The 25,889-nt window shown below is 69.2% G+C and carries 27 protein-coding genes; 13 read left to right on the top strand and 14 right to left on the bottom strand.

Going from position 1 to position 25,889, the window contains the following annotated elements; all coding sequences use genetic code 11:
- Positions 1-31 precede the first annotated feature (31 nt).
- The 4 genes from ACFYWJ_RS06245 to ACFYWJ_RS06260 all read left to right on the top strand — a co-directional run bounded on the left by ACFYWJ_RS06245 (position 32) and on the right by ACFYWJ_RS06260 (position 3,716).
- Positions 32-1,105, top strand: a complete 1,074-nt coding sequence (locus ACFYWJ_RS06245) for a DUF1707 domain-containing protein (RefSeq protein ID WP_355275119.1) — start codon at positions 32-34, stop codon at positions 1,103-1,105.
- A gap of 7 nt (positions 1,106-1,112) precedes the next feature.
- A complete protein-coding gene (locus ACFYWJ_RS06250) occupies positions 1,113-1,904 on the top strand; it encodes a DUF1707 domain-containing protein (protein ID WP_355275118.1) in 792 nt (263 codons plus the stop codon).
- Positions 1,905-2,056: 152 nt separating this feature from the next.
- Positions 2,057-2,614, top strand: a complete 558-nt coding sequence (locus ACFYWJ_RS06255; RefSeq protein ID WP_110037815.1) for a PadR family transcriptional regulator — start codon at positions 2,057-2,059, stop codon at positions 2,612-2,614.
- Positions 2,607-3,716: an inositol-3-phosphate synthase gene (locus ACFYWJ_RS06260; protein ID WP_355275116.1), complete on the top strand. Its 1,110-nt coding sequence runs from the start codon at positions 2,607-2,609 to the stop codon at positions 3,714-3,716. Before ACFYWJ_RS06255 ends, ACFYWJ_RS06260 begins: the two co-directional genes overlap by 8 nt.
- A 70-nt stretch (positions 3,717-3,786) precedes the next feature.
- Here ACFYWJ_RS06260 and ACFYWJ_RS06265 read toward each other — a convergent pair whose 3' ends face one another.
- The 6 genes from ACFYWJ_RS06265 to ACFYWJ_RS06290 all read right to left on the bottom strand — a co-directional run bounded on the left by ACFYWJ_RS06265 (position 3,787) and on the right by ACFYWJ_RS06290 (position 10,576).
- Positions 3,787-4,218, bottom strand: coding sequence for a GyrI-like domain-containing protein (locus ACFYWJ_RS06265; protein WP_355275114.1), 432 nt, complete (start codon positions 4,216-4,218; stop codon positions 3,787-3,789).
- Positions 4,219-4,220: 2 nt separating this feature from the next.
- Positions 4,221-4,682, bottom strand: a complete 462-nt coding sequence (locus ACFYWJ_RS06270) for a GyrI-like domain-containing protein (RefSeq protein WP_355275112.1) — start codon at positions 4,680-4,682, stop codon at positions 4,221-4,223.
- 203 nt (positions 4,683-4,885) lie between these two features.
- Positions 4,886-7,249 (bottom strand): transglycosylase domain-containing protein, encoded by a 2,364-nt coding sequence (locus tag ACFYWJ_RS06275; RefSeq protein WP_355275110.1) that lies wholly within the window; start codon positions 7,247-7,249, stop codon positions 4,886-4,888.
- 127 nt (positions 7,250-7,376) lie between these two features.
- Complete coding sequence (locus ACFYWJ_RS06280) at positions 7,377-8,264, bottom strand: carbohydrate ABC transporter permease (protein WP_387161418.1); 888 nt, start codon at positions 8,262-8,264, stop codon at positions 7,377-7,379.
- 11 nt (positions 8,265-8,275) lie between these two features.
- Positions 8,276-9,253 (bottom strand): carbohydrate ABC transporter permease, encoded by a 978-nt coding sequence (locus ACFYWJ_RS06285; protein WP_387160989.1) that lies wholly within the window; start codon positions 9,251-9,253, stop codon positions 8,276-8,278.
- Between the two features lie 45 nt (positions 9,254-9,298).
- Complete coding sequence (locus ACFYWJ_RS06290; RefSeq protein WP_355275109.1) at positions 9,299-10,576, bottom strand: ABC transporter substrate-binding protein; 1,278 nt, start codon at positions 10,574-10,576, stop codon at positions 9,299-9,301.
- A 198-nt stretch (positions 10,577-10,774) separates the two neighbouring features.
- On the opposite strand from ACFYWJ_RS06290, the gene ACFYWJ_RS06295 reads away from it, so the two are divergent.
- Positions 10,775-11,572: a DUF2786 domain-containing protein gene (locus ACFYWJ_RS06295; protein WP_355275435.1), complete on the top strand. Its 798-nt coding sequence runs from the start codon at positions 10,775-10,777 to the stop codon at positions 11,570-11,572.
- 72 nt (positions 11,573-11,644) lie between these two features.
- Positions 11,645-12,172: a TIGR04338 family metallohydrolase gene (locus tag ACFYWJ_RS06300; protein WP_355275107.1), complete on the top strand. Its 528-nt coding sequence runs from the start codon at positions 11,645-11,647 to the stop codon at positions 12,170-12,172.
- A 171-nt stretch (positions 12,173-12,343) separates the two neighbouring features.
- Here the strand turns inward: ACFYWJ_RS06300 and ACFYWJ_RS06305 are convergent, their stop codons facing one another.
- The 4 genes from ACFYWJ_RS06305 to ACFYWJ_RS06320 all read right to left on the bottom strand — a co-directional run bounded on the left by ACFYWJ_RS06305 (position 12,344) and on the right by ACFYWJ_RS06320 (position 14,811).
- Positions 12,344-12,766 (bottom strand): organic hydroperoxide resistance protein, encoded by a 423-nt coding sequence (locus ACFYWJ_RS06305; RefSeq protein WP_355275434.1) that lies wholly within the window; start codon positions 12,764-12,766, stop codon positions 12,344-12,346.
- Between the two features lie 8 nt (positions 12,767-12,774).
- Complete coding sequence (locus ACFYWJ_RS06310) at positions 12,775-13,206, bottom strand: MarR family transcriptional regulator (protein ID WP_355275105.1); 432 nt, start codon at positions 13,204-13,206, stop codon at positions 12,775-12,777.
- Positions 13,207-13,245: 39 nt separating this feature from the next.
- Entirely contained in the window at positions 13,246-13,767 is a 522-nt protein-coding gene (locus ACFYWJ_RS06315; RefSeq protein ID WP_355275103.1) for a hypothetical protein, read from the bottom strand.
- A gap of 81 nt (positions 13,768-13,848) precedes the next feature.
- A complete protein-coding gene (locus ACFYWJ_RS06320; protein ID WP_355275432.1) occupies positions 13,849-14,811 on the bottom strand; it encodes an o-succinylbenzoate synthase in 963 nt (320 codons plus the stop codon).
- A gap of 102 nt (positions 14,812-14,913) precedes the next feature.
- Here ACFYWJ_RS06320 and ACFYWJ_RS06325 point away from each other — a divergent pair, with 102 nt between their 5' ends.
- Complete coding sequence (locus ACFYWJ_RS06325; RefSeq protein WP_355275101.1) at positions 14,914-15,246, top strand: hypothetical protein; 333 nt, start codon at positions 14,914-14,916, stop codon at positions 15,244-15,246.
- 41 nt (positions 15,247-15,287) lie between these two features.
- Here ACFYWJ_RS06325 and ACFYWJ_RS06330 read toward each other — a convergent pair whose 3' ends face one another.
- Positions 15,288-16,457: a thiolase family protein gene (locus tag ACFYWJ_RS06330; RefSeq protein WP_355275099.1), complete on the bottom strand. Its 1,170-nt coding sequence runs from the start codon at positions 16,455-16,457 to the stop codon at positions 15,288-15,290.
- Positions 16,458-16,550: 93 nt separating this feature from the next.
- Here ACFYWJ_RS06330 and ACFYWJ_RS06335 point away from each other — a divergent pair, with 93 nt between their 5' ends.
- Positions 16,551-17,087 (top strand): helix-turn-helix domain-containing protein, encoded by a 537-nt coding sequence (locus tag ACFYWJ_RS06335; RefSeq protein WP_355275097.1) that lies wholly within the window; start codon positions 16,551-16,553, stop codon positions 17,085-17,087.
- Positions 17,088-17,114: 27 nt separating this feature from the next.
- Here the strand turns inward: ACFYWJ_RS06335 and ACFYWJ_RS06340 are convergent, their stop codons facing one another.
- The 3 genes from ACFYWJ_RS06340 to ACFYWJ_RS06350 all read right to left on the bottom strand — a co-directional run bounded on the left by ACFYWJ_RS06340 (position 17,115) and on the right by ACFYWJ_RS06350 (position 20,683).
- Positions 17,115-17,762 carry an NAD(P)-binding domain-containing protein gene (locus ACFYWJ_RS06340; protein WP_355275095.1) on the bottom strand — a complete coding sequence of 216 codons (648 nt, stop codon included), beginning with the start codon at positions 17,760-17,762 and terminating at the stop codon, positions 17,115-17,117.
- 143 nt (positions 17,763-17,905) lie between these two features.
- The gene (locus ACFYWJ_RS06345; RefSeq protein WP_355275093.1) at positions 17,906-18,988 is read right to left on the bottom strand and encodes a sn-glycerol-3-phosphate ABC transporter ATP-binding protein UgpC; all 1,083 of its coding nucleotides are present in this window, start codon (positions 18,986-18,988) and stop codon (positions 17,906-17,908) included.
- Positions 18,989-19,066: 78 nt separating this feature from the next.
- Positions 19,067-20,683 (bottom strand): MFS transporter, encoded by a 1,617-nt coding sequence (locus ACFYWJ_RS06350; RefSeq protein WP_355275091.1) that lies wholly within the window; start codon positions 20,681-20,683, stop codon positions 19,067-19,069.
- A gap of 233 nt (positions 20,684-20,916) precedes the next feature.
- Between ACFYWJ_RS06350 and ACFYWJ_RS06355 the strand changes: the two genes are divergently transcribed.
- From ACFYWJ_RS06355 to ACFYWJ_RS06375, 5 genes are all read left to right on the top strand, one after another.
- Positions 20,917-21,711: an LLM class F420-dependent oxidoreductase gene (locus tag ACFYWJ_RS06355; RefSeq protein WP_355275090.1), complete on the top strand. Its 795-nt coding sequence runs from the start codon at positions 20,917-20,919 to the stop codon at positions 21,709-21,711.
- 71 nt (positions 21,712-21,782) lie between these two features.
- Entirely contained in the window at positions 21,783-23,573 is a 1,791-nt protein-coding gene (locus tag ACFYWJ_RS06360) for an ABC transporter substrate-binding protein/permease (protein WP_355275088.1), read from the top strand.
- A complete protein-coding gene (locus ACFYWJ_RS06365) occupies positions 23,570-24,295 on the top strand; it encodes an amino acid ABC transporter ATP-binding protein (protein ID WP_355275086.1) in 726 nt (241 codons plus the stop codon). Before ACFYWJ_RS06360 ends, ACFYWJ_RS06365 begins: the two co-directional genes overlap by 4 nt.
- A 95-nt stretch (positions 24,296-24,390) precedes the next feature.
- Positions 24,391-24,687 (top strand): hypothetical protein, encoded by a 297-nt coding sequence (locus ACFYWJ_RS06370; protein WP_355275084.1) that lies wholly within the window; start codon positions 24,391-24,393, stop codon positions 24,685-24,687.
- Between the two features lie 130 nt (positions 24,688-24,817).
- Complete coding sequence (locus ACFYWJ_RS06375) at positions 24,818-25,888, top strand: alpha/beta hydrolase family protein (protein ID WP_355275082.1); 1,071 nt, start codon at positions 24,818-24,820, stop codon at positions 25,886-25,888.
- Position 25,889: the final 1 nt, after the last annotated feature.

The following is a 25,889-nucleotide window of genomic DNA, read 5'->3' on the forward strand; positions in this document are numbered from 1 at the left end:
GGTATTTACGCAGGTGAGGCGAGCCAGAGCGATGGCTGATTCCGGGCGGGCGCGCAGCGCCGCCGATTCCGTGACGAGGGCGCGTGATATCGATCGCGCGCAGGTGTCGACCGTGCTTGACGCGGCCTATGCCGAGGGCCAGCTGGGTGCCGACGAGTACCACGACCGCACGGCTCGCGCCGGTACGGCGCGGACCCTGGGCGAGCTGGAAAGACTGACCGCGGACCTGCAGTCACCTGCGGTTTTCGGTGGTCGGGCCGCGATCGAGCGGAAGCGTTTCGGCCGCAGACACTCCGGCGAGTACCCGGCGCGGACCAGGGCCCGCGACGCCGACCGGGCCCGCACTACCGAGGCGCTGGACGCGGCGCGCGCCGACGGCCAGCTCGACGCCGACGAGCACACCGCGTTCACCGAACTGGCCTCGGAAGCGCGCACTCTCGGTGATCTGTCCACCCTGGTTGCCGAATTGCAGCAGCGGCCGGTGGCGCCGGTGAAGCCGAAGGCGCACAACACCTTCCGGATCGCCACCATCGCGGCGGTCGCGGTGGTCGGGATCGGCTGTTTCGTCTGGACGGTGCGCGGTGAGGACCCGCCGCCCGCCGTGGTCGCGGCCGCCGCGATCAACTACAACGCCGCGCCACCCCTGGTGATCCCCACCCCGCGGCTGACCACGCTCATCGGTTTCGTCCAGTTCCGCGACGACTACCGGGTGAAGTTCGGCGACACCCTCGTCGACGAGGCCGTCCTGCACGACGAGCACGCCTCGGCCGTCCGGCGCGAGGCCGGCAATGCCGACTGGACCGCCGACTGGTCCTACCGTGGCGGCTTCGGCCGGTCGAACGCGCAGATCAGCACCCGTCAGCGCGAGAAGGTCGACATCGATCTCGCGCAGGTGAACGCGGAGGCCCTCGGGGCCGCGCTGACGAACGCGGCCGCCACCGTCCAGGTGCCCAACGGCGCGGTCACCCACTTCCGGATCGCCGACGACAGCTCGGTGGGGCGGCCGGGGATCACGATCTTCGTGCGCAACGAGGTCGGCCAGTCGGGGCATTTCGTCCTCGCGCTGTCGGGCGAAGTGCTGAAGACCTACCCGTACAAAGGATGACCGAGCGATGAAGACCCCGTCCCCGGCGAAGAACCTGCGCGCCCGCGACGCCGACCGCGCCGATGTGTGCGCCCTGCTCGACGCCGCCCTGGCCGACGGTCAGCTGACCGCCACCGAACACGACAAGCGCACCGCGACCGCCATGCGGGCCGAGACCTTCGGCGCCCTCGATCGCCTCGTCGACGACCTGCAGATCCCGGGCAACCTGGCGCAGCGCCCCGTCGCCCGCGGCGTCCCGCGCGCACCCCGGCGCTGGTGGATCCCGGCCGGCGCGGTCTTCCTGGCCGCGCTGCTCGGCGCGGGCGCCGGACTGGTCGTCCGCGCCACGGGCGACGCCGTCTTCGGCGACCCGCTGCCCGACCTCACCACCGGCAACGGATTCGCGCACTTCATCGCCGCCTACCGCTCCGAATACGGCAGCACCGTGGCCGACGATCTCACGCTGTACCCGGACTACGCGATTGTCGAACGGGCCGCCCGAAAACCGGGCAAAGAGGACGATTTGATCTACCGCGGTGACTTCGAACCGTTCGGATCACAAAGTGACCGACGGCCCGACACGAAGTCGTTCGACCTCGCCGCGATCGATCTGGCCCGCTACGCCCGGCTGATGTCCGGCGCACCGCAGTCCACCCGGGTGCCCGGTGGCTCCGTCGTGCACGTGTCGGTCGAGCATCCCTCCGGCGGTGGCAAGTACGCCGAGCCCGAGATCACCATCTATGTGAAGAACGAGCTCAACCAGAGCGGATATATGAAGGTCCGCTTCGATGGTGAGACCGTCTTCGTGTCCACCCCTTAGCCCCTGACCAGGCCCTCTCACCAGCGGTGACGCAGTGATGTGCGTCATTGCCCTATGTCTTGTTATATCGCTCCGATATAGTTGGTAGTCGCATCCATCGGTTAGGTCCGCTCGGTCTGTCAGGCCGACATAGTCAGGGAGTGAGGTCGGCAGTGCTCGAATTGGCGATTCTCGGCCTTCTCCTGGACGCGCCCATGCACGGTTACGAGCTGCGCAAGCGGCTGACGGGCCTGCTCGGAGCGTTCCGGGCCTTCTCCTACGGTTCGCTCTACCCGACGCTGCGCAGGATGCAGACCGACGGGTTGATCGCCGAGGAGATTCCGGAGGGCGCGACCGCGCGCCGTGCGCGCCGCGTCTACCGGCTGACGCCGGTCGGGCGGGAACGTTTCAACGAACTCCTCGCCGACACCGGTCCGCAGAACTACACCGATGACGGCTTCGGCGTTCACCTGGCCTTCTTCAGCCGCACCCCCGCCGAGGCGAGGATGCGGATCCTGGAGGGCAGGCGACGCCAGGTCGAGGAGCGCCGAGAGGGACTGCGGGAAGCGATCAAGAAGGCCAGCGGCTCGCTGGATCGCTACACCCGCCAGCTCCACCAGCTCGGATTGGAATCAAGCGAGCGCGAAGTGCGCTGGCTCAACGAGTTGATTGCGGCGGAGCAATCGACGAAGGCGGCACCACAGAAAGAGGGAAAGAGCGGCCATGAGTGATGTCAACAAGGTTGGGTCCGGCGAGGTTCGCGTCGCGATCGTCGGTGTGGGCAACTGCGCATCGTCGCTGGTGCAGGGCGTGCAGTACTACAAGGATGCCGACGAGAACGCCACCGTTCCCGGCCTCATGCACGTCAAGTTCGGTCCCTATCACGTCAAGGACGTGAAGTTCGTCGCCGCGTTCGACGTCGACGCCAAGAAGGTCGGGTTCGACCTGGCCGAGGCGATCTTCGCCAGCGAGAACAACACGATCAAGATCTCCGATGTGCCGCCCACCGGCGTGAACGTCCAGCGTGGCCCGACCCTCGACGGCATCGGCAAGTACTACGCGCTGACCATCGAGGAGTCCGAGGCTCCCGCGGTCGACGTGGTCAAGGCTCTGAAGGACGCCGAGGTCGACGTCCTGGTCTCCTACCTGCCCGTCGGCTCGGAAGAGGCCGACAAGTTCTACGCCCAGTGCGCCATCGACGCGGGCGTCGCCTTCGTCAACGCGCTGCCGGTCTTCATCGCCTCCGACCCGGAGTGGGCGCAGAAGTTCATCGACGCCGGTGTCCCGATCGTCGGCGACGACATCAAGTCCCAGGTCGGCGCGACCATCACCCACCGCGTGATGGCCAAGCTGTTCGAGGACCGCGGCGTGGTGCTCGACCGCACCTACCAGCTCAACGTCGGCGGCAACATGGACTTCAAGAACATGCTCGAGCGCGAGCGGCTGGAGTCGAAGAAGGTCTCCAAGACCCAGGCCGTCACCTCCAACCTCAACGGCCCGCTCTCGGGCAAGGTGCACGACCGCAACGTCCACATCGGTCCCTCGGACTACGTGGAGTGGCTCGACGACCGCAAGTGGGCCTACGTCCGCCTCGAGGGTCGCGCCTTCGGTGACGTGCCGCTGAACCTGGAGTACAAGCTCGAGGTGTGGGACTCGCCGAACTCGGCCGGCATCATCATCGACGCCGTGCGCGCCGCCAAGATCGCCAAGGACCGCGGCATCGGCGGACCGGTCATCCCGGCCTCGGCCTACCTGATGAAGTCCCCGCCGGAGCAGATCGCCGACGACGTCGCGCGCACCCAGCTCGAGGCGTTCATCATCGGCGCCGAGTAGTTCGGGCGAACCGACAAGGCCGGGCCACACGGAATTCCGTGTGGCCCGGCCTTTTTGTTCTGGTGCCCGCTCAGTCGAGCGAGACGTAGACCTCGACGCTCGTCGGGCCGGTGTAGCGCTCCAGTTCGGCGGTGTGCGAGCGGGTGATGGTGCCGGCGTTCTCCGCCTTGATGACCTGGGCCCACGCGGTGCGCAGCAGGTCGTAGGGCTTGTCGGAGACGACGAACTTCGCGTAGCGGCCCGCGGGGATGCGGGTCAGCACGTCGCCGTCGTCGATGTCGTCGAGCTCGGCGACCTCGTAGCCGAGCACGGCGACCGCGTGGTCGTTCTGGCCGATGTAGGCCGCGGCGCGCGGCACCGTCTTCTCCCTGGATAGGTACCGGTCCCAGGTGAAGTTCACCAGGTCCAGGTCGCGCGCGGTCACCTCGCGACCGGCCAGCGGCACGGTGAGCCCCGCGATCAGCCCGTCCTCGAGGGTGACGATCTCGAAATCGACAGCCATGGCTATTCGCCCCCCTGCTCCGCGGTCAGCGAGACGTAGATCTCGACCGTGCGCTCGTCCGGATACTGCTCGTAGTCGCCCGCGTAGGCGCGCTCGAATTCACCGGCGGCCTCGGCGTCCCAGATCTGGCGCCACAGCGCGACGATGGTGTCGCCGCGGTTGTCGCCGGTGGCGACGAAACGGGCGTAGCGGCCCGCCGGGATGCGGGCGAGCACGTCACCGACCTGGAGATCGGCGAGGGTCTTGCACTCGTAGCCGACGATGTGGGTCAGGTAGGAATTGATCTCCGCCGCGAAATCGACGTACCCCGTCGCGATCGGTCCCGGTAACTGCGGTCTCGCCAGCAGGTGCTGCCACGCCTCCACCACCTTGGCGCGGCGTGGCCCCTCCACGGCGAGCGCCGGACTGCGGAGCACCGTGCCCGCGATCAGCGTCTCGGGACGGTCAACGACATTGAAATCCACCTGCGTAGCCCCTATGTCTAGTCTCGTCGTCGCTCGAGCGCATATCTTCCCGCATCGATATGACAGGTTTGGCGCCGGGATCGTTCGACGCGTTGTCGCGTCGCGGCAAACCGGCGGTGCCGACTGGTCGGGCTGGTTCGCGCTCTGGCCAACGATGTTGCCATGTCCGCCGGGGTGTGTGGTCCGGGTGGCCAATCCGTGATCTATCGACCGCCGTCACCACCCAGTCCGGGGAACAATTCGCCGGGCGTGGCCGGGCGTGGCGCGGGCGGGATGATGATCACCGGCGCCGGATTGCGCGGCGTGGTCGACGGTGAGGGGCCGAGCTCCGGCGCGGGGTTGCGTGGCGTCGTCGACGGCGGGGTGATGAGATCCGGTGCCGGGCTGCGCGGTGCGTTGGTCGGTGGGTTGAGAATGTCGTAGGGATTGCTGCCGCCGGGCGCGGGCGCGGGTGCCGGTCCCGGGATCAGCCCGCCGCCACCGGTCATCGCCGGCGTGGGGAACTGCTCGACCGGCGTGCCCGCCAGCGCGGTGTCCATCACCTGCTTCCAGATGTCGGACGGCAGGCCCGATCCCCAGATCGCGCCACCGCGCCCGCCGCGCAACGGCTGCGGCTGTTCGGTGCCCACCCACACCGCCGTCGACAGCGACGGCGTGTAGCCGATCATCCAGGCGTCCTTGTTGTCCTTGGTCTCGCCCAGCTGGGTGGTGCCGGTCTTGGCCGCCGACGGCCGGCCCTCGGCCAGCCCGTGCCCGTTGGAGTAGTTGGCGATCGGGGTCATCGCCTGGGTGGTGGTGTCGGCGATGCCCGCCGTGATCCGCTGCTCCGGTTCCGGAAGTTGTGCGCCCACCCTGGTTTCCGGCGGGCCACGATCGATCAGCACCCGGCCGTCACCGGTGACGACGCGCTGCACGAAATACGGCTGGTGATAGACGCCCGACGCGGCCAGCGTCGCGTACGCCGAGGCCATGTCCAAGGGGCGCACCAGATACTGCCCGAGCACGATTCCGTTGAGCGGCGCTTCGCCTGCCTCGGTGAGGGTTTCGACGTCGAGTCCGGGGATGTGCTCGGGAATGCCCGCCAGATGGGCGGCCTCGGCGATCGAGCGCGGGCCGTCGGCCATCGTCATCGTGAGCCGGTAGAAGCTGGTGTTCAGCGAGCGCTTGAGCGCCTCGGTGAGCGTGCAGCGGCCGCAGGAGTCGCCGTCGGCGTTGGTGATGGTGGTGCCGCGGTCGACGACGGGGGAGCTGTCGATCGCCCTGGTCGGCGGGATGCCCTGGCGCTGCGCGGCGACGAGCGCGAACACCTTGAACGACGACCCGGTCTGCAACGGCGCCTGGGCGAAGTCGAAGCCGGTGCCCGCCTCACCGCCGTAGTAGGCGCGCACGGCCCCACTGCGCGGGTCGATCGAGACGACGGCGGCGCGCAGCTCCGGTGGCTGCCACTCCAGCCGCTGGCGCACGGTGTCGACCGCGCCCGCCTGGGCCACCGGGTCGATGGTGGTGGTGATCTGCAAGGCGCCGGTGTTGATGTCGGCGTCGGTCAGGCCTGCGGCGCGCAGCTCACGCAGCACCTGGGTGCGGATGTGGCCCTCCGGCCCGAGCGGCACCGGCTCGGCCGGGAGGTCGGGCAGCGGGATGATCGCGGGGAACACGGTCGCGTCGCGCTCGCCCGGCGCGAGCACCTTCATCTCCACCATGCCGTCCAGCACGTACTGCCAGCGCGCCTTCAGCTGGTCGAGGTGGGTCTCCGGGTCGAGCACCGAGGGCGAGCGGATCACCGCGGCGAGCACGGCGCCCTCGGCCAGGGTCAGTTCGGGCACCGGCTTGTCGAAGTAGGCCTTCGCCGCCGCGGCGATGCCGTACGCCCCGCGCCCGTAGTAGATGGTGTTCAGATAGGCCGCGAGGATCTCGTCCTTGCTCCACTGCCGCGACATCTTCGCCGCGATGATCAGCTCGCGCATCTTGCGCGTGACGGTGCGCTCGGAGGTGAGGAAGGCGTTCTTCACGTACTGCTGGGTGATCGTCGACCCACCGCCCGCGTTGTCGTGGCCGAGCAGATTGTCGCGGGCCGCGCGCAGGAACCCGCTCGTCGAGTAGCCGGGGTTGGTGTAGAAATTGCGGTCCTCGGCGGCGAGCACGGCATCGCGCACCGGCATCGGCACGTCGGTGAGCGGGATCGGGATCCGATTGCCGCGCGGGGGGATGAATTTCGTCAGCACGGTGGTGCCGTCGGCGGCCAGCACGGTGGCCGGCTGTTCGACCGCGACCTCGGCGGGCTCGGGGATCTCCGAGCTCCAGTAGATCGCGAAGAACAGCAGCGCGGGCACACAGACGAAGATCACGAACAGCGCCAGCAGCAACCGCCGGATCTTCTGGCCTCTGGTGCGTGGCGCGCGGGGTTCCTCGCCGTCACCGTCGGCGGCCAGCCGGGCGGCCTGGGCACGGCGCGCCGAGCCCTTGCGCGGTGGCTGGTCCCGGCCGAGCGGGTCCTTGAAACCGGCGATCGAGGTGTACGGCGCGTCCGATCCGGAACGCCTGCGCCCGCCCTCGGAGGCCACGACCATCTCCTTCCGGAGCGAGGGGAAGAACCCACCTGTACCGACGTGCCATCGACTCGGAAGACTCTACCCGCCGGGTGTCGTGGAACCCGGGAGGAGCGCGTGGGGGCGGCGAACGCGCCGCCCCGCACGATCAGCTCTTCACGCCACCGGCGGTCAGACCGGAGATGATCCGGCGCTGGAACACCAGGACCATGATCACCAGCGGCACCGTGACGATCACGCCGGCGGCCATGATCGCCGCGTACGGCTGCACCAGCGGATCGTTGCCGGAGAACTGGGCGATCGCCACCGTCACCGGCCGGGTCTTCTCGCCCGACAGCAGCCGGGCCAGCAGGTACTCGTTGATCGAGGCGATGAACGCCAGGATCGCGGTGGTGAACACCGCGGGCGCCGCCAGCGGCAGCATGATCAGCCGGAACGCCTGGAACTTGGTGGCGCCGTCGATCCGCGCGGCTTCCTCGAGCTCCCAGGGCAGCTCGGCGAAGAACGACGCCAGGATGTACACCGTCATCGGCAGCACGAAGGAGATGTTCGGGATGATCATCGCCTGGTAGTGGCCGATCCAGCCCAGATCCGTGAACAGCTGGAACAGCGGCGTCACCAGCACGACGGCCGGGAACATCGAGGCCGACAGGATCAGCCCGGAGACCAGGTACTTGCCCGCGAACGCCATCCGGGCCAGCGCGTACGCGGCCAGCACGCCGAGCAGCAGCGCCACCGCGGTGGTCGCGGCGCCGATGATCACGCTGTTGAGCAGCGCCTGCCCGAAGTTGTTGCCGCGACTGGTGTCGAAGGCGTTGCGGAAGTTGTCCAGCGTCACGTGGGTCGGCCACGGGGTGCTGTCGAAGGTGTAGGCCTGATCGCGGAACGCGACGACCGTCATCCAGTAGAACGGCCCGAGGCCCCACACCAGCACGATCAGCACACCGAGGTACATCCGCACGGTGCCGATCCGCTTGCGCAACGACACCGGCTGCACGGGCGCTTCCGCGCGCTCGACGGGCGCCTCTTTCGTCATCGAGATGCTCATCAGTTCGCCTTCCGCTGTTCTTCCTGCGTGCGAACGGCGTTGGCGCCCAGCACCTTCACCAGCACGAACGCGATAGCGAAGACGAGCAGGAAGGTGATCGTCGAGAGCGCGGCGGCGCTGTTGGGACCTTGGCGCACCTGCTCGACCACCAGGATCGACAGGGTGTTCGTCGCGGGGTTGCCCAGCGTCATGATCGCGGGCAGGTCGTACATGCGCAGCGCGTCCATGGTGCGGAACAGCACCGCGACCAGCAGCGCGGGCTTGAGCAGCGGCAGCGTGATGTGCACGAACCGCTGCCACGCCGACGCGCCGTCGACCTTGGCGGCCTCGTACACGTCGGCCGGAATGACCTGCAGGCCCGCCAGAATCAGCAGCGCCATGAACGGGGTCGTCTTCCACACGTCGGCGATGATGACCGCGAACCGTGCGGCCCAGACGTCGGAGGTCCACAGGATGTGGGTGCCGAGCACCCGGTTCACCACGCCGTCGTACTGGAACATGAACTCCCACAGCCGCGCGGTGACGGCGGTGGGGATGGCCCACGGGATCAGCACGGCGGCGCGCAGCAGGGCCCGGCCGCGGAAGGTCTTGCCCATCACCACGGCCATGCCGAGGCCGAGCACCACTTCCAGCGTCACGGTCACCACCGTGAAGAACAGGGTGACCCCGACCGCCGACCAGAACTGGGAGCCGAGCGTGCCGGTCGGGCAGGCGACGGTGCCGCTGAGCGTGTTGCACTGCTGCAGCAGCCAGTGCGTGTAGTTGCTCAGCCCGGCGCCGCCGCCCTCGACGAACATGCCGGTGGCCGGGTCGATCCCGGAGTCCTTCTGGAAGGACATGATGATCGCCTGGACCACCGGATACCCGATGACCACGGCCAGCGCGACGAGCACGGGCGTGACGAACAGCCACGCCTTGCCGGATTGTCGCAGTTCCAGCGCTAGCCCGCGCTGCTTGGCTCCCGAAGGATCCGACACCGTTTCTACTCTCCTACGGTCTGGTCGGGTCCGCTGCGCGCTCCGCTACGAACCGGCGGTCTCGATGCCCTTTTGCATGCCGGCGACAGCGTCGTCGACGGACTTCGTGCCGTTCAGGGCAGCATAGGCGTTGTCCTGGATGGCCTTCGACACCGCCGGATAGAACGGGGTGACCGGGCGCGGCACGGCGCTGGCGATGGATTCCTTCAGCGCGGGCAGGTACGGCATCTTCGCGATCAGGGCCGGGTCGTCGTAGAGCGAGGCGCGCACGGACGGCAGCGCGCCCGAGGCGATGATCTGCTGCGCCTCTTCGCTGATCAGGTAGCGCACGAAATCGGCAGCGGTGGCCTTGTTCTTGGAGAACGCGCTGATCGCGGCGTTGTAGCCACCGAGGGTGGACGCGCCGACGCCGGTGTTGCCTGGCAGCGGGGCCACGCCGAACTTGTCCTTCACCGAGGAGGTGTCGGCGTTGGCCTGGGCGTACAGGTACGGCCAGTTGCGCAGGAACAGCAGCTTGCCGGACTCGAACGCGCTGGCGCTCTCGCCCTCCTTGAAGGTGATGGCTTCCTTGGGGATGTCACCGCTCTTGTAGGCGTCGACGAGGACCTTCAGGCCCGCCTTCGACTCCGGGCTGTTCACGGTGGGGGTCTTGCCGTCGGCGCCGACGAAGCTGCCGCCGAAGGCGTTGATGACCTCGGAGGTGTTCACCGTCAGGCCCTCGTAGGGGGCGAGCTGACCGGCGTAGCAGCCGATGTTGTTGTCGCGGGCCACCTGGCACTGGCCGAGCATCTCGCTCCAGGTCCGCGGCGCGTTGGGCACCAGGTCCTTGCGGTAGTACAGCAGGCCGCCGTTGGTGTTGCGCGGGGCCGCGTACAGGGTGCCGTTGTAGGTGGCGCTGGCGACGGTCGGCGCGAGCAGCGGCGCGGTGTCGATCGCGAAGGTGTCCTTGAGCGGCTGGATCCAGCCCTTCGCGGCGAATTCCGCGGTCCACGGGACATCGAGGGCGACGACGTCGTAGCCGTCCTGCTTGGCGCGGAAGTGCTCGGCCAGGTCGTCGTGCTGCTGGTTGGCGTCGGCCGACTGCTCCTTGAACGTCACCTGCTCGTTCGGGTGCGCGGCGTTCCAGCGGTCGATGAGCTGCTTGACCACACCGGTCTCGGTGGTGTCCTTACCCTCGACGTAGGTGATCGGGCCGCGGCCGGTCAGGTTCTGGTCGAGCGCGTTGCCGCCGTTGTCACTCGAGCAGGCACTGGCGAACGATGCGGTAAGCAACGCAATCGAGGCAGCAGCCATCGTCGCTCTGGGGACAAACTTCAAGGCCATCGCAGACACTCCAGGGTCGAGACGTGAGCAGCAGCACACCCGTGCGGTGCACGGGTCAACATACATGGTGGGTGGGTGTCACGTCCGATCGTCCTGTCCAATCACATACTTTCCGGTCAGTTCACGAACGGATCACAGTCGGTGGGGTGCCCTACCCTCGACGGGGTGACCAGTCCATTGCCGTCGACGCCCGACCGGATGCTCTCGCGCATCGGGGGTTTGCTGCGCAAGGCCGAGGCCACCGACAACGAACACGAGGCCGAGGCGTTCCTGGCCGCGGCCCAGCGGCTGGCCACGAAATCCTCGATCGACCTGGCGGTGGCGCGATCGCACGTCGCCGACCGGGAGCGCAGGTCCACGCCGGTGCAGCGGATCATCCCGATCGGTGAGCCGGGGCGAAAAGGACTGCGCACCTACGTCCAGCTGTTCGTCGCGATCGCCGCCGCCAACGATGTGCGCTGCGATGTCGCTCGCAGCTCCGCGCAGGTCTACGCCTACGGCTTCGCGGCCGATATCGACACCTGCGAGGCGCTGTACGCGAGCCTGCTGATCCAGATGGTGCGCGCGTCCGATCACTACATCAAGTCCGGCGCGTACCGGGAGGCGACGGTGATCAAGATCGTCGCCGAGAAGCGCTTCGGGCGCACCGTCCGCCGCAAGGTGGAGGCGCCGGTGGCCGGGGTCACCGCGCGGCTGAACTTCCAGATGGCCTTCGCCGCCCGCGTCGGCGCCCGCCTGGCCGAGGTGAAGGCCGAGGTCGTCGCCGAGCAGGCCCCGGCCGCGTCGACCGGCACCGCGCTGGCCCTGCGCGACAAGGAAGTAGCACTCACCGACTTCTATACGGCCACCTCGGAGGCGCGGGGCACCTGGCGCGGACCGCAGACGTCCACCGGGCATTCCGTCGCCGCTCGCCGCGCCGGTGACCGGGCCGGGCGCGCGGCGAGACTGGGCACCGCACCGGAACTGCCCGCCGCCCGGGCGAAACTCGGCCGATGACAGCGCGGCTGGTCGGCTCGCTCGTCTCCGAGTCGCCCGCAGGCATGGACAAGACGTCGTCCGGAGCGCGCAGTGGCATCGCCTGATCTCGGTCGTCGCCGGGATGCCCAGCGGGCCAAGGTCTACGACGCCGAGCAGCTGGTCCGGGGTGTGTTCGATCGCGCGCAGGAGTTCGGGCACCGCACGGTCGAGGTCTACGGGTCGCAGCTCACGCTGCCGGTCGAGCGCCGCTTCGCGTCCGTGGAGTCGGTGCAGTCGTACGCGGACAAGGTGCTCGCGCTGAATTGGGTGCGCGCGCAGTGGGACAGGGCCGGGGTGCCGGTCCGGGTCCGCGCGCGGGCGGGCGCGTCGGCCGCCCACTACGAACCCGCCGACGCGGTGCTGGCCGTGCCGTTGCACACGGGCGCGACGGCGTGGGCCCTGCGGGAGCTGGTGGTGCTGCACGAACTCGCGCACCATCTCGCGCCCGCCGAGGGGGAGGTGCCGCACGGCCCCGAATTCTGCTCTCGCTACGTCGAATTGGTCGAGGGTGTCATCGGTCCCGAGGCGGCCCTGCTGGTCCGCGCGACGTTCGCGGGCTGTGGGGTTCGCTTCGGCTGAGATCTGTTCCCAGCGGCTCGCCGCCGTTGCGGTTCGCGACCGCCGGTCCGTCCATAGGCCGCCTGCCGCACGGCCGCCGACTACGTGGCCGCGGGCGCGGTGGCGTGTTGCGGCGCAGACACGGCGAATCCCGCCGGTGCCACGGCACCAGCGGGATTCGGGGAGGGTTGATCAGTCCTCGGCGACCCGCAGGTCCACCTCGACATTGCCGCGAGTGGCGTTGGAGTACGGGCAGACCTGGTGGGCCTGCTCGGCCAGCGCCTGCGCCTCCTCGCGGGACAGGTGCGGCAGCGTGATCTCGAGCGTCACGGCCAGTCCGAAACCGCCGTTGTCGTTCGGGCCGATCGACACCTGCGCGCCGACCGCGGAATCGGCGACGTTCGCGCCCGCCTTCTTGCCGACCAGGCGCAGCGCCGAGTGGAAGCACGCGGCGTAACCGGCCGCGAACAGCTGCTCGGGGTTGGTGCCCGCGCCGTCGCCGCCCATCTCCTTCGGCGGCGCGAGCACGACGTCGAGCTTGCCGTCGGTGCTGCGCGCGGTGCCGGAGCGGCCTTCGCCGCTGGCGAGGGCTTCGGCGGTGTAGAGGACCTGCATGGGAGCTCTCATTTCTCTGTGAGGGTGTCGGTGAGTTTGCGGAGTAGTCCGCGCAGTGCGGTGACCTCGTCGGTGGACAGTCCCGCGATCTGGGCCATCTCGACCGGGATCCGGCACGCCTCGGCGCGCAGGTTCCGGCCGTGGTCGGTGAGCACGATGTCGACGCGACGTTCGTCGTCGGCCGCCCGCCGGCGCTCGACGAACCCGGTCGCCTCCAGCCGCTTGAGCAGCGGAGACAACGTTCCCGAGTCCAGTTCGAGCGTCTTGCCGAGCTCGCCGACGCTGCGCCCGTCGCGCTCCCAGAGCGCGAGCATCACCAGATACTGCGGATAGGTGAGCCCGAGCCGTTCCAGCTTCGGCCGGTAGACCGCCGTCATCGCCCGCGAAGCGGCGTACAGCGGGAAGCAGAGCTGCTCGTCGAGGGTGAGTCCGTCGGTCATGTCAACAATGTAGCCCACAATTAAGTTGTGCACAACCATTCAGTGGAAGGCGATGGCGAGGAACCCCGAGACGTACGCCACCCCGAACAGCACCGGCACCCACTGCTCGATATGCGACAGCGGCCAATACCGCGCCCGATCCCGCCCCTCCCCGAGCGCCCACCACTCGCCCTTCCAGAACGGCGACGCGGGCAACCGTTCCTCCAGTGCCCCCACCACCTGATACTTCGCGCCGTTCAGCAACCGATAGCTGCGCACCAGGTAGAACCAGGCGAAACACTGCCCGAGCACCGCGATCAACGGGATCACCAGCCACCTCGCGGTATCCGGGGGCGGTGACTTCCCGAACACGGTGACCAGCGTGAAGATGCCGGTATTGAGCGTCAGGAAGAACGAGTTCGCCAGCCCGCGCCGCGCGCTCACGCGGTCGGCCATCTCCACGTAGAGCCGGTATTGCTCGAGCACGGCGCTGTCATAGGCGCGGTCGTCGGGCTCCCGGCCGGGCGCCGGGTCGTTCCACAGCCGGGCGCGCAGCTCGGTCCCTCGATCGTCGTCGTCCACCGCTCGCCTCCACGGTGCCGCGTGCAGGGTGATCACGCTTCGAGCCTGCCGCCGACGGGCGGGTGGGTCGCGGGTAGTCGACTACTCGGCTTCGGGCGCGTCGAGCAGTGCGCTGACGCGTGCGTACCGGTCCAGCCACCAGGCCGTGCGGTCCGGATCGGGGTGCCGGTACTTGTCGAGCAGGGCCGGGTCGGGTTCCGGCGCGGTGGTCGGGACGGTCAGCCAGCCGTTCACCGGCCGGAGCGATTCGGCAACGAGGTCGCCCTCGAACAGGGCGAGGGTCCCCAACCCGCAGGCGAACTCGAGCTGCGGCAGGGCACCTGCCAGGGCGATCTGGGCGGCCAGCCCGACGCTCGTCTCCAGCGCCGACGACACCACCGTCGGCAGGCCCGCCGCGTCGGCGACGGCCAGCGCCCGCCGAACGCCGCCCAGCGGAGTGCACTTCAGCACGGCGACATCGGCGGCCCCGGCCACCGCGACGCGCAGCGGATCCTCGGCCCGCCGGATCGACTCGTCCGCCGCGATCGGCACCCCCACCCGCCGCCGCACCTCGGCCAATTCCTCGACCGTCCGGCACGGCTGCTCGACATACTCCAATCCACCAGCGGCCCGGTCGATCTCACCGATATGCCGCACCGCCGTGTCCACATCCCACACCGCGTTGGCGTCCACCCGAATCGCACCGTCCGCCCCGATCGCCTCCCGCACGGCGGCGACCCGCGCCATATCCTCCGCCAACGACCCGGGATGATCAGCGACCTTCACTTTCGCTGTCGCACACCCCGACTCCCGCACGATCCGCCCGGCCCGTTCCCCATCGACGGCAGGCACCGTGCAATTCACCGGCACCCGCTCCCGCACCGGCGCGGGCCACCCCACCATCGCCTGCTCGACCGCGGTCCCCAACCACCCCACCGCCTCCCGATCCCCATACTCCGGAAACGGACAGAACTCCCCCCACCCCAACTCCCCCCGAACCAACATCCCCTCCCGCACAGTGATCCCCCGAAACCGCGTACGCAGCGGAATCGCATAAACGAACATCTCGGCGCCCACGCCCCGATCGTAGAACCCGGGTAGTCCCGCTCCCACACTCTGAGTAGTTCCACGGCGTCGCCACGCGTCGCTTCGCACGATCCTGGAGTCATGACCGCTCCCGCCCGCCGCGTAATCGACCAGATCATCGCCCTGACACTGCTCGTGGCACTCGTCCCCTGCGCGGGAGTGGTGGCGATGCTGGCCGCCTACTTCGAGGTCTCGAACCACACCTGCGGGTACTACGGCGGCTGCTACACCCGCTGGGTGACCCCCGGCGTCTACATCGCATGGGCCGGTGCCGGCTTATCGGTCGCCGGTTCCCTGATCTGGATCGCGATCGGGATCGCCAAGGGCCATCGCGTCGGCTACGTCCCCCTCGCCGGTGCCCTCTTCATGCTCATCACGTTCTGCATCGGTGGTGAGGTCGCCAGCTGGGCCTGAACGTGTCCGTGTCGGCGTCGGGCGCCGACACGGGCGGGGGTTCAGAGGCGTTCGATGATGGTGGCGTTGGCGAGGCCGCCTGCTTCGCACATCGTCTGGAGGCCGTAGCGGGCGCCGCGCTGGTGCAGGGCGTGGACGAGGGTGGTGGTGAGGCGGGCGCCGGAGGCGCCGAGGGGGTGACCGAGGGCGATGGCGCCGCCGTTGACGTTCACCTTGCTCAGGTCGGCGCCGGTTTCCTGGGCCCAGGCCAGGACAACCGGGGAGAAGGCCTCGTTGATCTCGACCAGGTCGATGTCATCGAGGGTCAGGCCGGACCGGCGCAGCACCTTCTCGGTGGCGGGGATGACGGCGGTGAGCATGAGCAGCGGATCGTCGCCGGCGACGGCGAAGCTGTGCAGCCGGGCCAGTGGGCGCAGGCCCAGCTCGGCGGCGCGTTCGCCGGACATGATCAGCACCGCGGCGCTGCCGTCGCTGACCTGGCTGGCCGAGGCCGCCGTGATCTCCCAGCCGATCTGCGGGAAGCGCGCCGCCATGGCCGGGTCGTAGTAGGCGGGCTTCAGCTTGCCCAGGGTCTCCAGGGTGGAGCCCACCCGGATGCCCTCGTCGGTGTCGAGCCCGTGCAGCGGCGCCAGCTCGGCGGCGAAGAGTCCGTCCTTGGTCGCGCGGGCGGCCTTCTCGTGGCTGCCGAGCGCGAACTCGTCGAGCTGGGTGCGGGTCAGCCCCCACTTCGCGGCGATGAGCTCGGCGCTGATCCCCTGGGGCACCAGCCCGTCCGGGTAGCGCTCGGCGAACGCGACGCCGGACAGGTCGGTGGCCCCGATCAGGTTGGCGCCCATGGGAACCCGGCCCATGGACTCCACGCCTGCCGCCACGACGATGTCGTACGCGCCCGCGATCACGCCCTGGGCGGCGAAGTGGATGGCCTGCTGACTGCTGCCGCACTGCCGGTCGACGGTGGTGGCCGCCACCGACTCGGGATAGCCGGCGGCGAGGGCGGCCCGCCGGGTCATGTTCGAACCCTGTTCCCCGACCTGGGTGACGATGCCACCGATGACGTCGTCGATCAGAGCCGGATCGATGCCGCTGCGGTCGACCACCGCGCGCAGGCTGTGCGCGAGCAGATCGACGGGATGAACGTCGTGGAGTGCGCCGTTCGGCTTGCCCCGCCCGATGGGGGTGCGTACCGCTTCGACGATGACCGCGTCTCGCATGGGAGTCCTCTTTCGACGGTGAGCCAACGCTGGCTCTATCCAACAATAGCCAGCGTAGGCCCTAACTATCATCTCCTCAAGTCAGAGTTGGGTATGATGTCGGTCATGGCAGCCGTGATGGAAGGGCCACTGGCCGATCTGAGCAAGTGGGGTACCGAGGGCTGTTCGATCGCGCGGGCCATGGACCTGATCGGCACCCGCTCGGCGGTACTCATCCTGCGCGAGGCCTACTACGGCACCACCCGCTTCGACGGCTTCGCCCGCCGCGTCGGCATCACCGACGCCGCCGCCGCGAGCCAGCTCCGCAAACTCACCGCGGCCGGGCTCCTGGAAAAGCGCCCCTACCAGGAAGAAGGCAAGCGCACCCGGAACGAGTACGTGCTCACCCCCATGGGTCGCGACCTGCTCCCGGCGGTCGTCGCCCTGTGGCAGTGGGGCGACACCTACCTCCAACCGGGCCCGGCACCCCTGCATCGCGTCGACGTCACCACGGGGGAACCCGTCCGCGCCGAACTCCGCAGCGCGGACGGCACCGAGGTCCCCCTCGAACAACTGGCCGTCCGCGTCAACCCCGACTACCTCCGCTACCGCGACGCCGAGCGCGCGAAGCACAGGGACGCCACGCCCTGATGGCGGTCGGTGACCGGCGCCGTTCGGTCAGGCGGTGAAGATGCCGATGTTCACGTCCTCGGTGCCGAGGGCCTGGAACAGACTCACCCAGAGCAGCACCATGGGCTCGGTGCTGCGTGCGGTGTGCAGTGGGCCCAGGTCGATGAGCTGATCCGGTGCCCAGCCGAACGCGAGCAGCAGCTCGGTGACCGTCTTCTTGGCGGCGGCGTCGTCACCGCTGAGGAAGATGCTGTGCTTGCCGGGGATCCGGCCCGGGTCGACCATCACCTGGTTGTTGGTGGTGTTGAGCGTCTTCACGACGAACGCGTCGGGGAACGCGGCCTGGAGGGACTCCGCGACGCTGCCCTCTTCGGGCACAACGAGTTTCGGCGGGAAGCCCTGGGAGAAGTCGAGCGGGTTGGACACGTCGACGACGACCTTGCCGCGCAGGTTGTCCGCCCCCGCCGCGGTGAGCGCGGCCAGTGAGACGGTGCCGGAGGTGGCGTTGACGATCAGTTCGGCATCGGCCGCCGCGTCGGCGAAAGTGCCGTGGGCGCCGCCGGTTTCGGCCGCCCAGGCGGTGGCGTCGGCATTGTCGGCCGTGCGCGATCCCATCGTCACCGTGTGCCCGACCTCGACCAGCTTGCTCGCCAGCCGACGGCCGACCTGCCCTGTCCCGAGTACTGCTACGCGCATTCCGCTACCTCGTCTGTCGAGTAGCCCGGCGAGCACCGGGCCCGAACAGCATAGGTCCAGGTGAGGGCACCCGCCGAGCGACTACGCGCAGAGCTGAATCGGGTGTGGCGGGCGAGCGGCGGCAGCCGCCCGCCCGGTCCCGCTCAGCGCAGGCGACGACCGTCCGTCGCGCTGAAGAAGTACACGTGCTCGGGATCGGCGACCAGCTGGAGCAGCTCGCCCTTGGCCGGCGGCTTGCGCCAATCCACCCGCGCGACAATGGTTTCCCCGGTCTGCCCGCTCGCCCCGTCGGAGACCGCGCGACCGTAGACGTAGGCGTCGGAGCCGAGCTCCTCGACCACGTCGACCTCCATCCGCAGCCCGCCGTTGCCCACCTCGAGGTGCTCGGGCCGGATGCCGAGCACGACCTCGCCCTCACCCGCGTCGGCCACCGCGCGCGGCACCCGCACCGGGTAGCCGCCGATGGTGACCGCGCCGTCGGCGACGGGCAGCGTGAACAGGTTCATCGCGGGCGAGCCCATGAACCCGGCGACGAACATGTTCGCCGGATCGCGGTACAGGTCGCGCGGCGACGCGCACTGCTGCAGCAGGCCGTCCTTGAGCACGGCGACGCGGTCGCCCATCGTCATCGCCTCGACCTGGTCGTGGGTGACGTACACGGTGGTGGTGCCCAGCCTGCGCTGCAACTGGGCGATCTGGGTGCGGGTCTGCACGCGCAGCTTGGCGTCGAGGTTCGACAGCGGCTCGTCCATCAGGAAGACCTGCGGCTGGCGCACGATCGCGCGGCCCATCGCCACCCGCTGACGCTGACCACCGGACAGCGCCTTGGGCTTGCGGTCCAGGTACTGCTCGAGGTCGAGCAGCTTGGCCGCCGCCAGCACCCGCTCGTCGCGCTCGGCCTTGGACACCTTGGCCAGCTTCAGCGCGAAGCCCATGTTCTCCGCGACCGACATGTGCGGGTAGAGCGCGTAGTTCTGGAACACCATCGCGATGTCGCGATCCTTGGGTTCGGCGTTGGTGACGTCGTTGTCGCCGATCAGGATGCGGCCGCCGTTGACCTCCTCGAGGCCGGCCAGCATCCGCAGCGAGGTGGACTTGCCGCAGCCGGACGGGCCGACGAGGACCAGGAATTCGCCGTCGGCGATCTCCAGGTCGAGTGCGTCGACGGCCGGCGTGGTCGCACCGGCGTAGAGCCTGGTGGCGCGGTCGAAGGTGACAGTAGCCATGCGTGGTTCAACATCCCATCCCGGCAGGAACGTGCCGGACGATCCGAGTACAGGGTCGCAGGGATCGTAGCGGCCGGATCAGTCGCCGGTGACGCGTGTGCCGCGCGGAATCCGGAACGCGGCGGCGAGGCCGACGAGGAGGAACAGCGCGGCGGCGAGCAGGGTGGTCCGGGTGGCATCGGTGAAGGCGCGGCACAGGGCGTCGACGATCGCGTCGGTGTGCCCGTGCTCGCGGACGCCGGCAATGGCGCCACCGGCGGATTCGCGGGTCGCGGTGGCGAGGGAGTCGGCCTGCTCCGCCGGGAGGCCGGGCACCTCGGCCAACTGCGCGGGCAGCTCGCGGCCGAGCGATACCGACAGCAGCGCGCCGACGACCGCGGTGCCGAAGGCCGAGCCGACCTGACGCACGGTGCTCTGGGTGGCCGAACCCTGGCCCGAGTTCTGCGGCGGGACGTCCGCCAGGACGGTGCCCGTGAGCTGGGCGGAGGCCATCCCGAGGCCGATGCCGTAGCCGACCAGGAGCGCCGCGAGCCACCAGCCCGAGATGTGCGGGGTGACGAACAGCGCGGTCAGCGCGATGGCCACGGTTTCGAGCATCAGCCCGAGCTGGACCACCCGGACCGGCCCGTACTTGTGCACCAGGCCCTCGGCGATGCCCGCCGCCAGGAACGCGCCGACCGCCATCGCGGCCAGGACATACCCTGCCCCGAGGGTGGACAGGCCGAGGACATTGACCATGAACAGGGGCAGCACGAACAGCAGGCCGAATTCGCCGAGCGCCACGGCGAAGGCGGTGATGTTGCCCCAGCGAAAACTCTTGATGGTGAACAGCGCCGGATCGAGCAGCGCCGACCGGCCGACCCGTTGGCGGTGCTGCTCCCACCGGACGAACAGGACCAGCGCGAGCACCCCGAGCGCGAGCAGCACCGGGATCGGGGAGATCGGGGCGCTCGCGGGCCAGGTCCAGCCCAGGATCGGGAAGTCGCGCAGCGGCGTCCACCAGCCGTAGGTCTGGCCCTCGATCAGCGCGAACACCAGCAGCGCGAAACCCGCCGCACTGAGCAGGAATCCGTCGACGTCCAGACCGGGGGCGGCCGCGCCCATCCTGGTCTCCGGAACGAAGAGGAACAGGCCGATCAGCACCAACGCGCCCAACGGCACGTTGACGAGGAAGATCCACGGCCAGGTGTAGTAGGTCGTGATCCAGCCGCCGAGCAGCGGGCCGATGGCGGCGACCCCGGAGATCACCGAACCCCAGACCGCGAACGCGACGACGCGGTCCCGCCCACGGAAGATCGCGTTCATCGTGGCGAGGGTGCCCGGCATGATGCCCGCCGCGCCGATGCCCTGCACCACCCGGCCGAGGATGAGCGGCCAGATCGAGTCGGCCGCCGCCGCGAGGACACTGCCCGCCACGAAGATCACGACGCCGATGGCGAACATGTTGCGGCGACCGAGGCGGTCACCGAGACGACCGCCGGTGATCAGCAGCGCGGCCAGGACGACCGCGTAGATACTGGTGATCCACTGGGCCTGGGTGAAATTCAGGTCGAGGTCGGCGATGATCACCGGCAGCGAGACGGAGACGATGGTGCCGTCGAGCACCACCATGGACAACCCGAGCGCGAGTACCCCGAGGGCGGCCCAGCGTTCGCGGCCCAGTTGGGGCCGTTGCTCCGTCTCGTGCTCCGACATAGACCACTCCCGCCGTTCGAGGATGTCCGCCATTCGGATAGTGCCGCAAGGTAACTGAATCGGCGGGAGGCGCGCGCGACAAGGTTGTGACCCGGCGCTTTCCGTCGATCGTCGTGCACGCCGGTTGGTTGCCTGATCGATGCGGTGGGTGCGCACCGGCGCATGTTCTGAGCCCGGGCCCGCGGGCGGGTAGCCTCGGGCACGGAGCCCACCCGAGTGCCGAGGAGCACGGTATGAGTCGTCCGGTCCGTATCGGAGTCCAGCTTCAGCCGCAGCATGCGCCCGAGTACGCGCTCATCCGCGACGCGGTGCTGCGCGCGGAGGACGCGGGCGTGGACATCGTCTTCAACTGGGACCATTTCTTCCCGCTGACCGGTGATCCCGCCGGCGCGCACTTCGAATGCTGGACCATGCTCGGCGCGTGGGCCGAGCAGACCGAGCGGGTCGAACTCGGCGCGCTGGTCACCGGTGGCGGGTACCGCAATCCCGATCTGCTCGCGGACATGGCCCGCACGGTCGACCAGATCAGCGGCGGCAGGCTGATCCTCGGGATCGGCGCCGGCTGGTTCCAGCGCGACTACGACGAGTACGGCTACGACTTCGGGACCCCGGGCACCCGGCTGAACCTGTTGAAGGACAGCCTCGCCCGCATCGACGCCAGGCTGAAGAAGCTGAATCCGGCACCGGTCCGCGACATCCCGATCCTGATCGGCGGTGGCGGCGAGCGCAAGACGCTGCGGCTGGTCGCCGAGTACGCCGACATCTGGCACTCCTTCGTCGACGTGGCGACGCTGGCGCACAAGAACAAGGTCCTCGCCGAGCACGCGGCCGACATCGGCGCCGACGCCGTCCGGATCGAGCGGTCGGTGCAGTGGCAGGGCCGCGAGCAAGCTGACGCGTTGCACGCCGCCGGTGTCACGCTGTTCACCGTCGGAGTCTCCGGCCCCGACTACGACCTGAGCACCGTGCGCAAGGCCATCGAATGGCGCGACGATGTGAACCCCGAACTCCTGGAAGGCCTCGCCTGACCTGCTGATCCGTCCCGACGCGGGGTGCGCGTAACCCTCGCCGTGCAAGGTTGCGGCTAGGGTCTATCGCCATGGCAGGTGTGCGTGCTGTGCGAACCCGGGCGCGGATAGCCGCGTTGTTACTGCTCGTCGGCGTGGCCGCGACCGGCTGCGGCGACGGCGGTGACACGGCGACGCGTGATCTGTGTTCCCCGCCCGGCGCGAGCGCGGCCACGGCCGCGCCGACCAACCTCGCCTCCTCGGCGACGGCGGGCACCGATCGCTACACCACCGCGACCACCGCGCCGGTCGAGTCGATCGACACCGGCAAGCTCGGCCTGCTGAATCCCGGGACGCTCAGCGTCGGCACCCTGTCGGACGCACCGCCGAGCATCTGCGTGAACAGCCAGGGCACCTTCACCGGATTCGACAACGAACTGCTGAAGGCGATCGGCGCGAAGCTCGGGCTGCGGGTGGAGTTCGCCGGCACCGAGTTCGCCGGTCTGCTCGCGCAGGTCTCGGGCAAGCGCTTCGATGTCGGCTCGTCCAACATCACCACCACCGACGCCAGGCGCGAGCTGGTCGGCTTCACCAACGGCTACGACTTCGGCTACTTCTCGCTGGTCGTGCCACAGGGCAGCGCGATCAAAGGGTTCGGCGACCTGAACAGCGGCACCAGGATCGCGGTCGTGCAGGGCACCGTGCAGGACGAATTCGTGGTGAACCAGCTGAAGCTGGACCCGGTGAAGTTCCCCGACTACAACACCGCGTACGCGAATCTGAAGTCCGGCCAGGTCGACGCCTGGGTCGCCCCGTCGGCGCAGGCCGAGGGCGCGATCAAGCCCGGCGACGGAATCGTGGTCTCGGAGAACACCTTCAGCCTGGACAACTTCGTCGGCTACGCCGTCGCCAAGACCAACCAGCCGCTCATCGACGCGCTGAACTCCGGGCTCGACGCGGTGATCGCCGACGGCACCTACGCCCGCCTCTACGAGGACTGGGTGCCGCGCGAACTGCCGCCCGGCTGGAAGCCCGGCTCCAAAGCCGCGCCGGCCCCGCAACTTCCGGACTTCGCGGCCATCGCCGCGGAGCGGGAACCGGGGCAGACCGAGCAGGTGCAGCAGAAGTCGACCCTCGAGCAGCTGAAGGACACGTTCTTCGACTGGTCCCTGTACCGCAAGGCCTTTCCCGACCTGATCAAGACCGGTCTGCCGAACACGCTGATCCTGGCGCTGGTCTCGGGCGTGCTCGGCACGGTGCTCGGCATGATCCTGGCGGTGATGGGCATCTCGCGCACCCGCTGGTTGCGCTGGCCCGCCCGCGTCTACACCGACATCTTCCGCGGCCTGCCCGCCGTCGTGATCATCCTGCTGATCGGCCTCGGCGTCGGCCCCGTCGTCCGCGGCATCACCGGCGGCAACCCGTACTGGCTCGGCGCGATCGCGCTGGCGCTGCTCGCGGCCGCCTATATCGGCGAGATCTTCCGCTCCGGCATCCAATCGGTGGAGCCGGGACAGCTAGAGGCCGCCCGTGCCATCGGCTTCGGCTACCGGCAGGCGATGACGCTGGTGGTGATCCCGCAGGGCGTGCGGCGGGTGCTGCCCGCGCTGATGAACCAGTTCATCGCGCTGATCAAGGATTCGTCGCTGATCTACTTCCTCGGGTTGCTCGCCTCCCAGCGTGAGCTGTTCGCCGTCGGCCGCGACCTCAACGCCCAGACCGGCAACCTGTCCCCGCTGGTCGCGGCCGGTCTGATGTATCTCGTGCTGACCATCCCGCTCACCCACCTGGTGAACTACATCGACGGGCGGATGCGCACCGGCAGACCGACGCCCGCCGACCCGATCGAGCAGGCCGTCATCACGGAAGGACGCGGAGCATGAGTGCCTCCCTGACCGGTACCGGCCTCAACCTGACGCTGGGCAACAACCACATCCTGCGCGGGGTCGACATCCACGTCGAGGCTGGCCACGCGACGACCGTCATCGGCCCGTCCGGCTCGGGCAAGTCGACCCTGCTGCGGGTGCTCAACCGCCTGCACGAACCCGATTCCGGCGACGTGCTGCTCGACGGCAAGTCGGTGCTGCGCGACGATCCCGACAAGCTGCGCCAGCGCATCGGCATGGTGTTCCAGCACTTCAACCTGTTCCCGCACAAGACGGTGGCCGACAACATCGCGCTCGGCCCGCGCAAGCTGCGCGGGCTGTCCGCCGAGCAGGCGCGGGCGCTGGCGCTGGAACAGCTCGAGATCGTCGGGCTGGCGGACAAGGCCGACGCCCGGCCCGCGTCGCTGTCGGGCGGTCAGCAGCAGCGCGTCGCCATCGCCCGCGCGCTGGCGATGAAGCCGGAGCTCATGTTCTTCGACGAGGCCACCTCGGCGCTGGACCCGGAGCTGGTGAAGGGGGTGCTCGCGCTGATGGCCGACCTCGCCGCGGGCGGCATGTCGATGATCGTGGTGACGCACGAGATGGGCTTCGCCCGCAGCGTCTCCGACAGCGTCGTGTTCATGGATCGGGGCGTCGTCGTGGAGACCGGCACCCCCGATGCCGTCTTCGACAACGCGGAGACCCCGCGTCTGCGCCGCTTCCTCGATCAGGTCCTCTGACCAGCTCGAACGCGATTACAGCAACAAATGCGCAACTGTTAATGTCAGAGGTGTTCCAGTGTGAATCGACCGGTACGAGTACAGGGAGAGCACCGATGACAACGGCACATGTCGAGCATCCAGAACACACCCACGTCCACGGCCCCACCTGCGGGCACGTCGCGGTCCCGCACGGTGACCACGTCGACTACGTCCACGACGGCCACCTGCATCGCGAACACGACGGCCACTTCGACGAGTGCGAGACCGCCGCACACGTCGAGCACTCCGCCCACGACCACGTGCACGGCCCCGGCTGCGGGCATGTCGCGGTGCCGCACGGTGACCATGTCGACTACATCCACGACGGCCACCGGCACGCGGCGCACAACGGTCACTACGACGACCACTGATCCGCTGAGCGCGCTCGCGCGCCCGTAATACTGTCGGCTCGACGGCCGATCCTCCGCCGGATACTGTTCGGTGTCCTGGCGGTCAGCTGAATGTCTGCCGATTCATGTTTTTCTGGGGAGAGCTCGGCGGATGGTCAGAACAATCAGGCGCGCACTGGCTTTGGGGACCGCCGCGAGCGTGCTGGCGGTCTGCGCCGCCGTCCTCGGCGTCGGCACCGGCCTGGCCGAGGGCGGCGGCGACCCGATCGTCGAGTCGAAGAAGCTGCTCGCGACGCCGACCACCGCCGACGGCTCGCACATCGTCTCCAGCCGGATCGGCGAGCGCGATCTGAGCATGCTGGTCTTCTCGGCCGCGATGAACAAGGCGATCACGATCAAGGTGCAGCGCCCGAAGGACGCCTCGCAGCCGCGACCGGTGCTCTACCTGCTCAACGGGGCGGGCGGCGGCGAGGACCGGGCGACCTGGTGGCAGAACACCGACGTCGGCGATTTCCTCGCCACCAAGGACGTCAATGTGGTGATGCCGATCGGTGGCGCCTGGGCGTACTACACCGACTGGCAGCGCGACGATCCGACGCTGGGCCGCAACAAGTGGCGCACCTTCCTGCTCGACGAGCTGCCGCCGCTGGTCGACCAGGCCCTGGGGACCAACGGTGTCAACGCCATCGCCGCCAACTCTATGACCGCCACCGCCGTGCTCCAGCTCGCGGAGGCCAGGCCGGGCTTCTACCAGTCCGTCGCCGGGTACAGCGGGTGCGCGCAGATCGCCGATCCGATCGGTCAGCAGTTCACCAAGCTGGTGGTGGAGACCTACGGCGGTGGTGACGTGCGCAATATGTACGGCGCCGACGACGACCCGGCCTGGGCCGCCAACGATCCGGTCCTGCACGCCGAGAAGCTGCGCGGGACAAGGCTGTTCGTCTCCGACTCGTCCGGTCTGCCCGGCCCGCACGACAGTATCGACGACCCGTACATGATGAATCCGACGCCGGTCGGCCTGGCGAACCAGCTCATCGTCGGCGGGGTCATCGAGGCCGCGGTCAACTGGTGCACCCGCAACCTCGAGGCCAAGCTCGGCGAGCTGGGCATTCCGGCCACCTTCGACCGCCAGGCCACCGGTACCCACTCGTGGGGCTACTGGCGCGACGCGTTCCACCGGTCGTGGCCGGTGCTCGCCGCGGGGCTCGGCCTGCCCGAGTAGG

This window comes from Nocardia sp. NPDC003269, from assembly GCF_042888005.1.
GTDB lineage: Bacteria > Actinomycetota > Actinomycetes > Mycobacteriales > Mycobacteriaceae > Nocardia.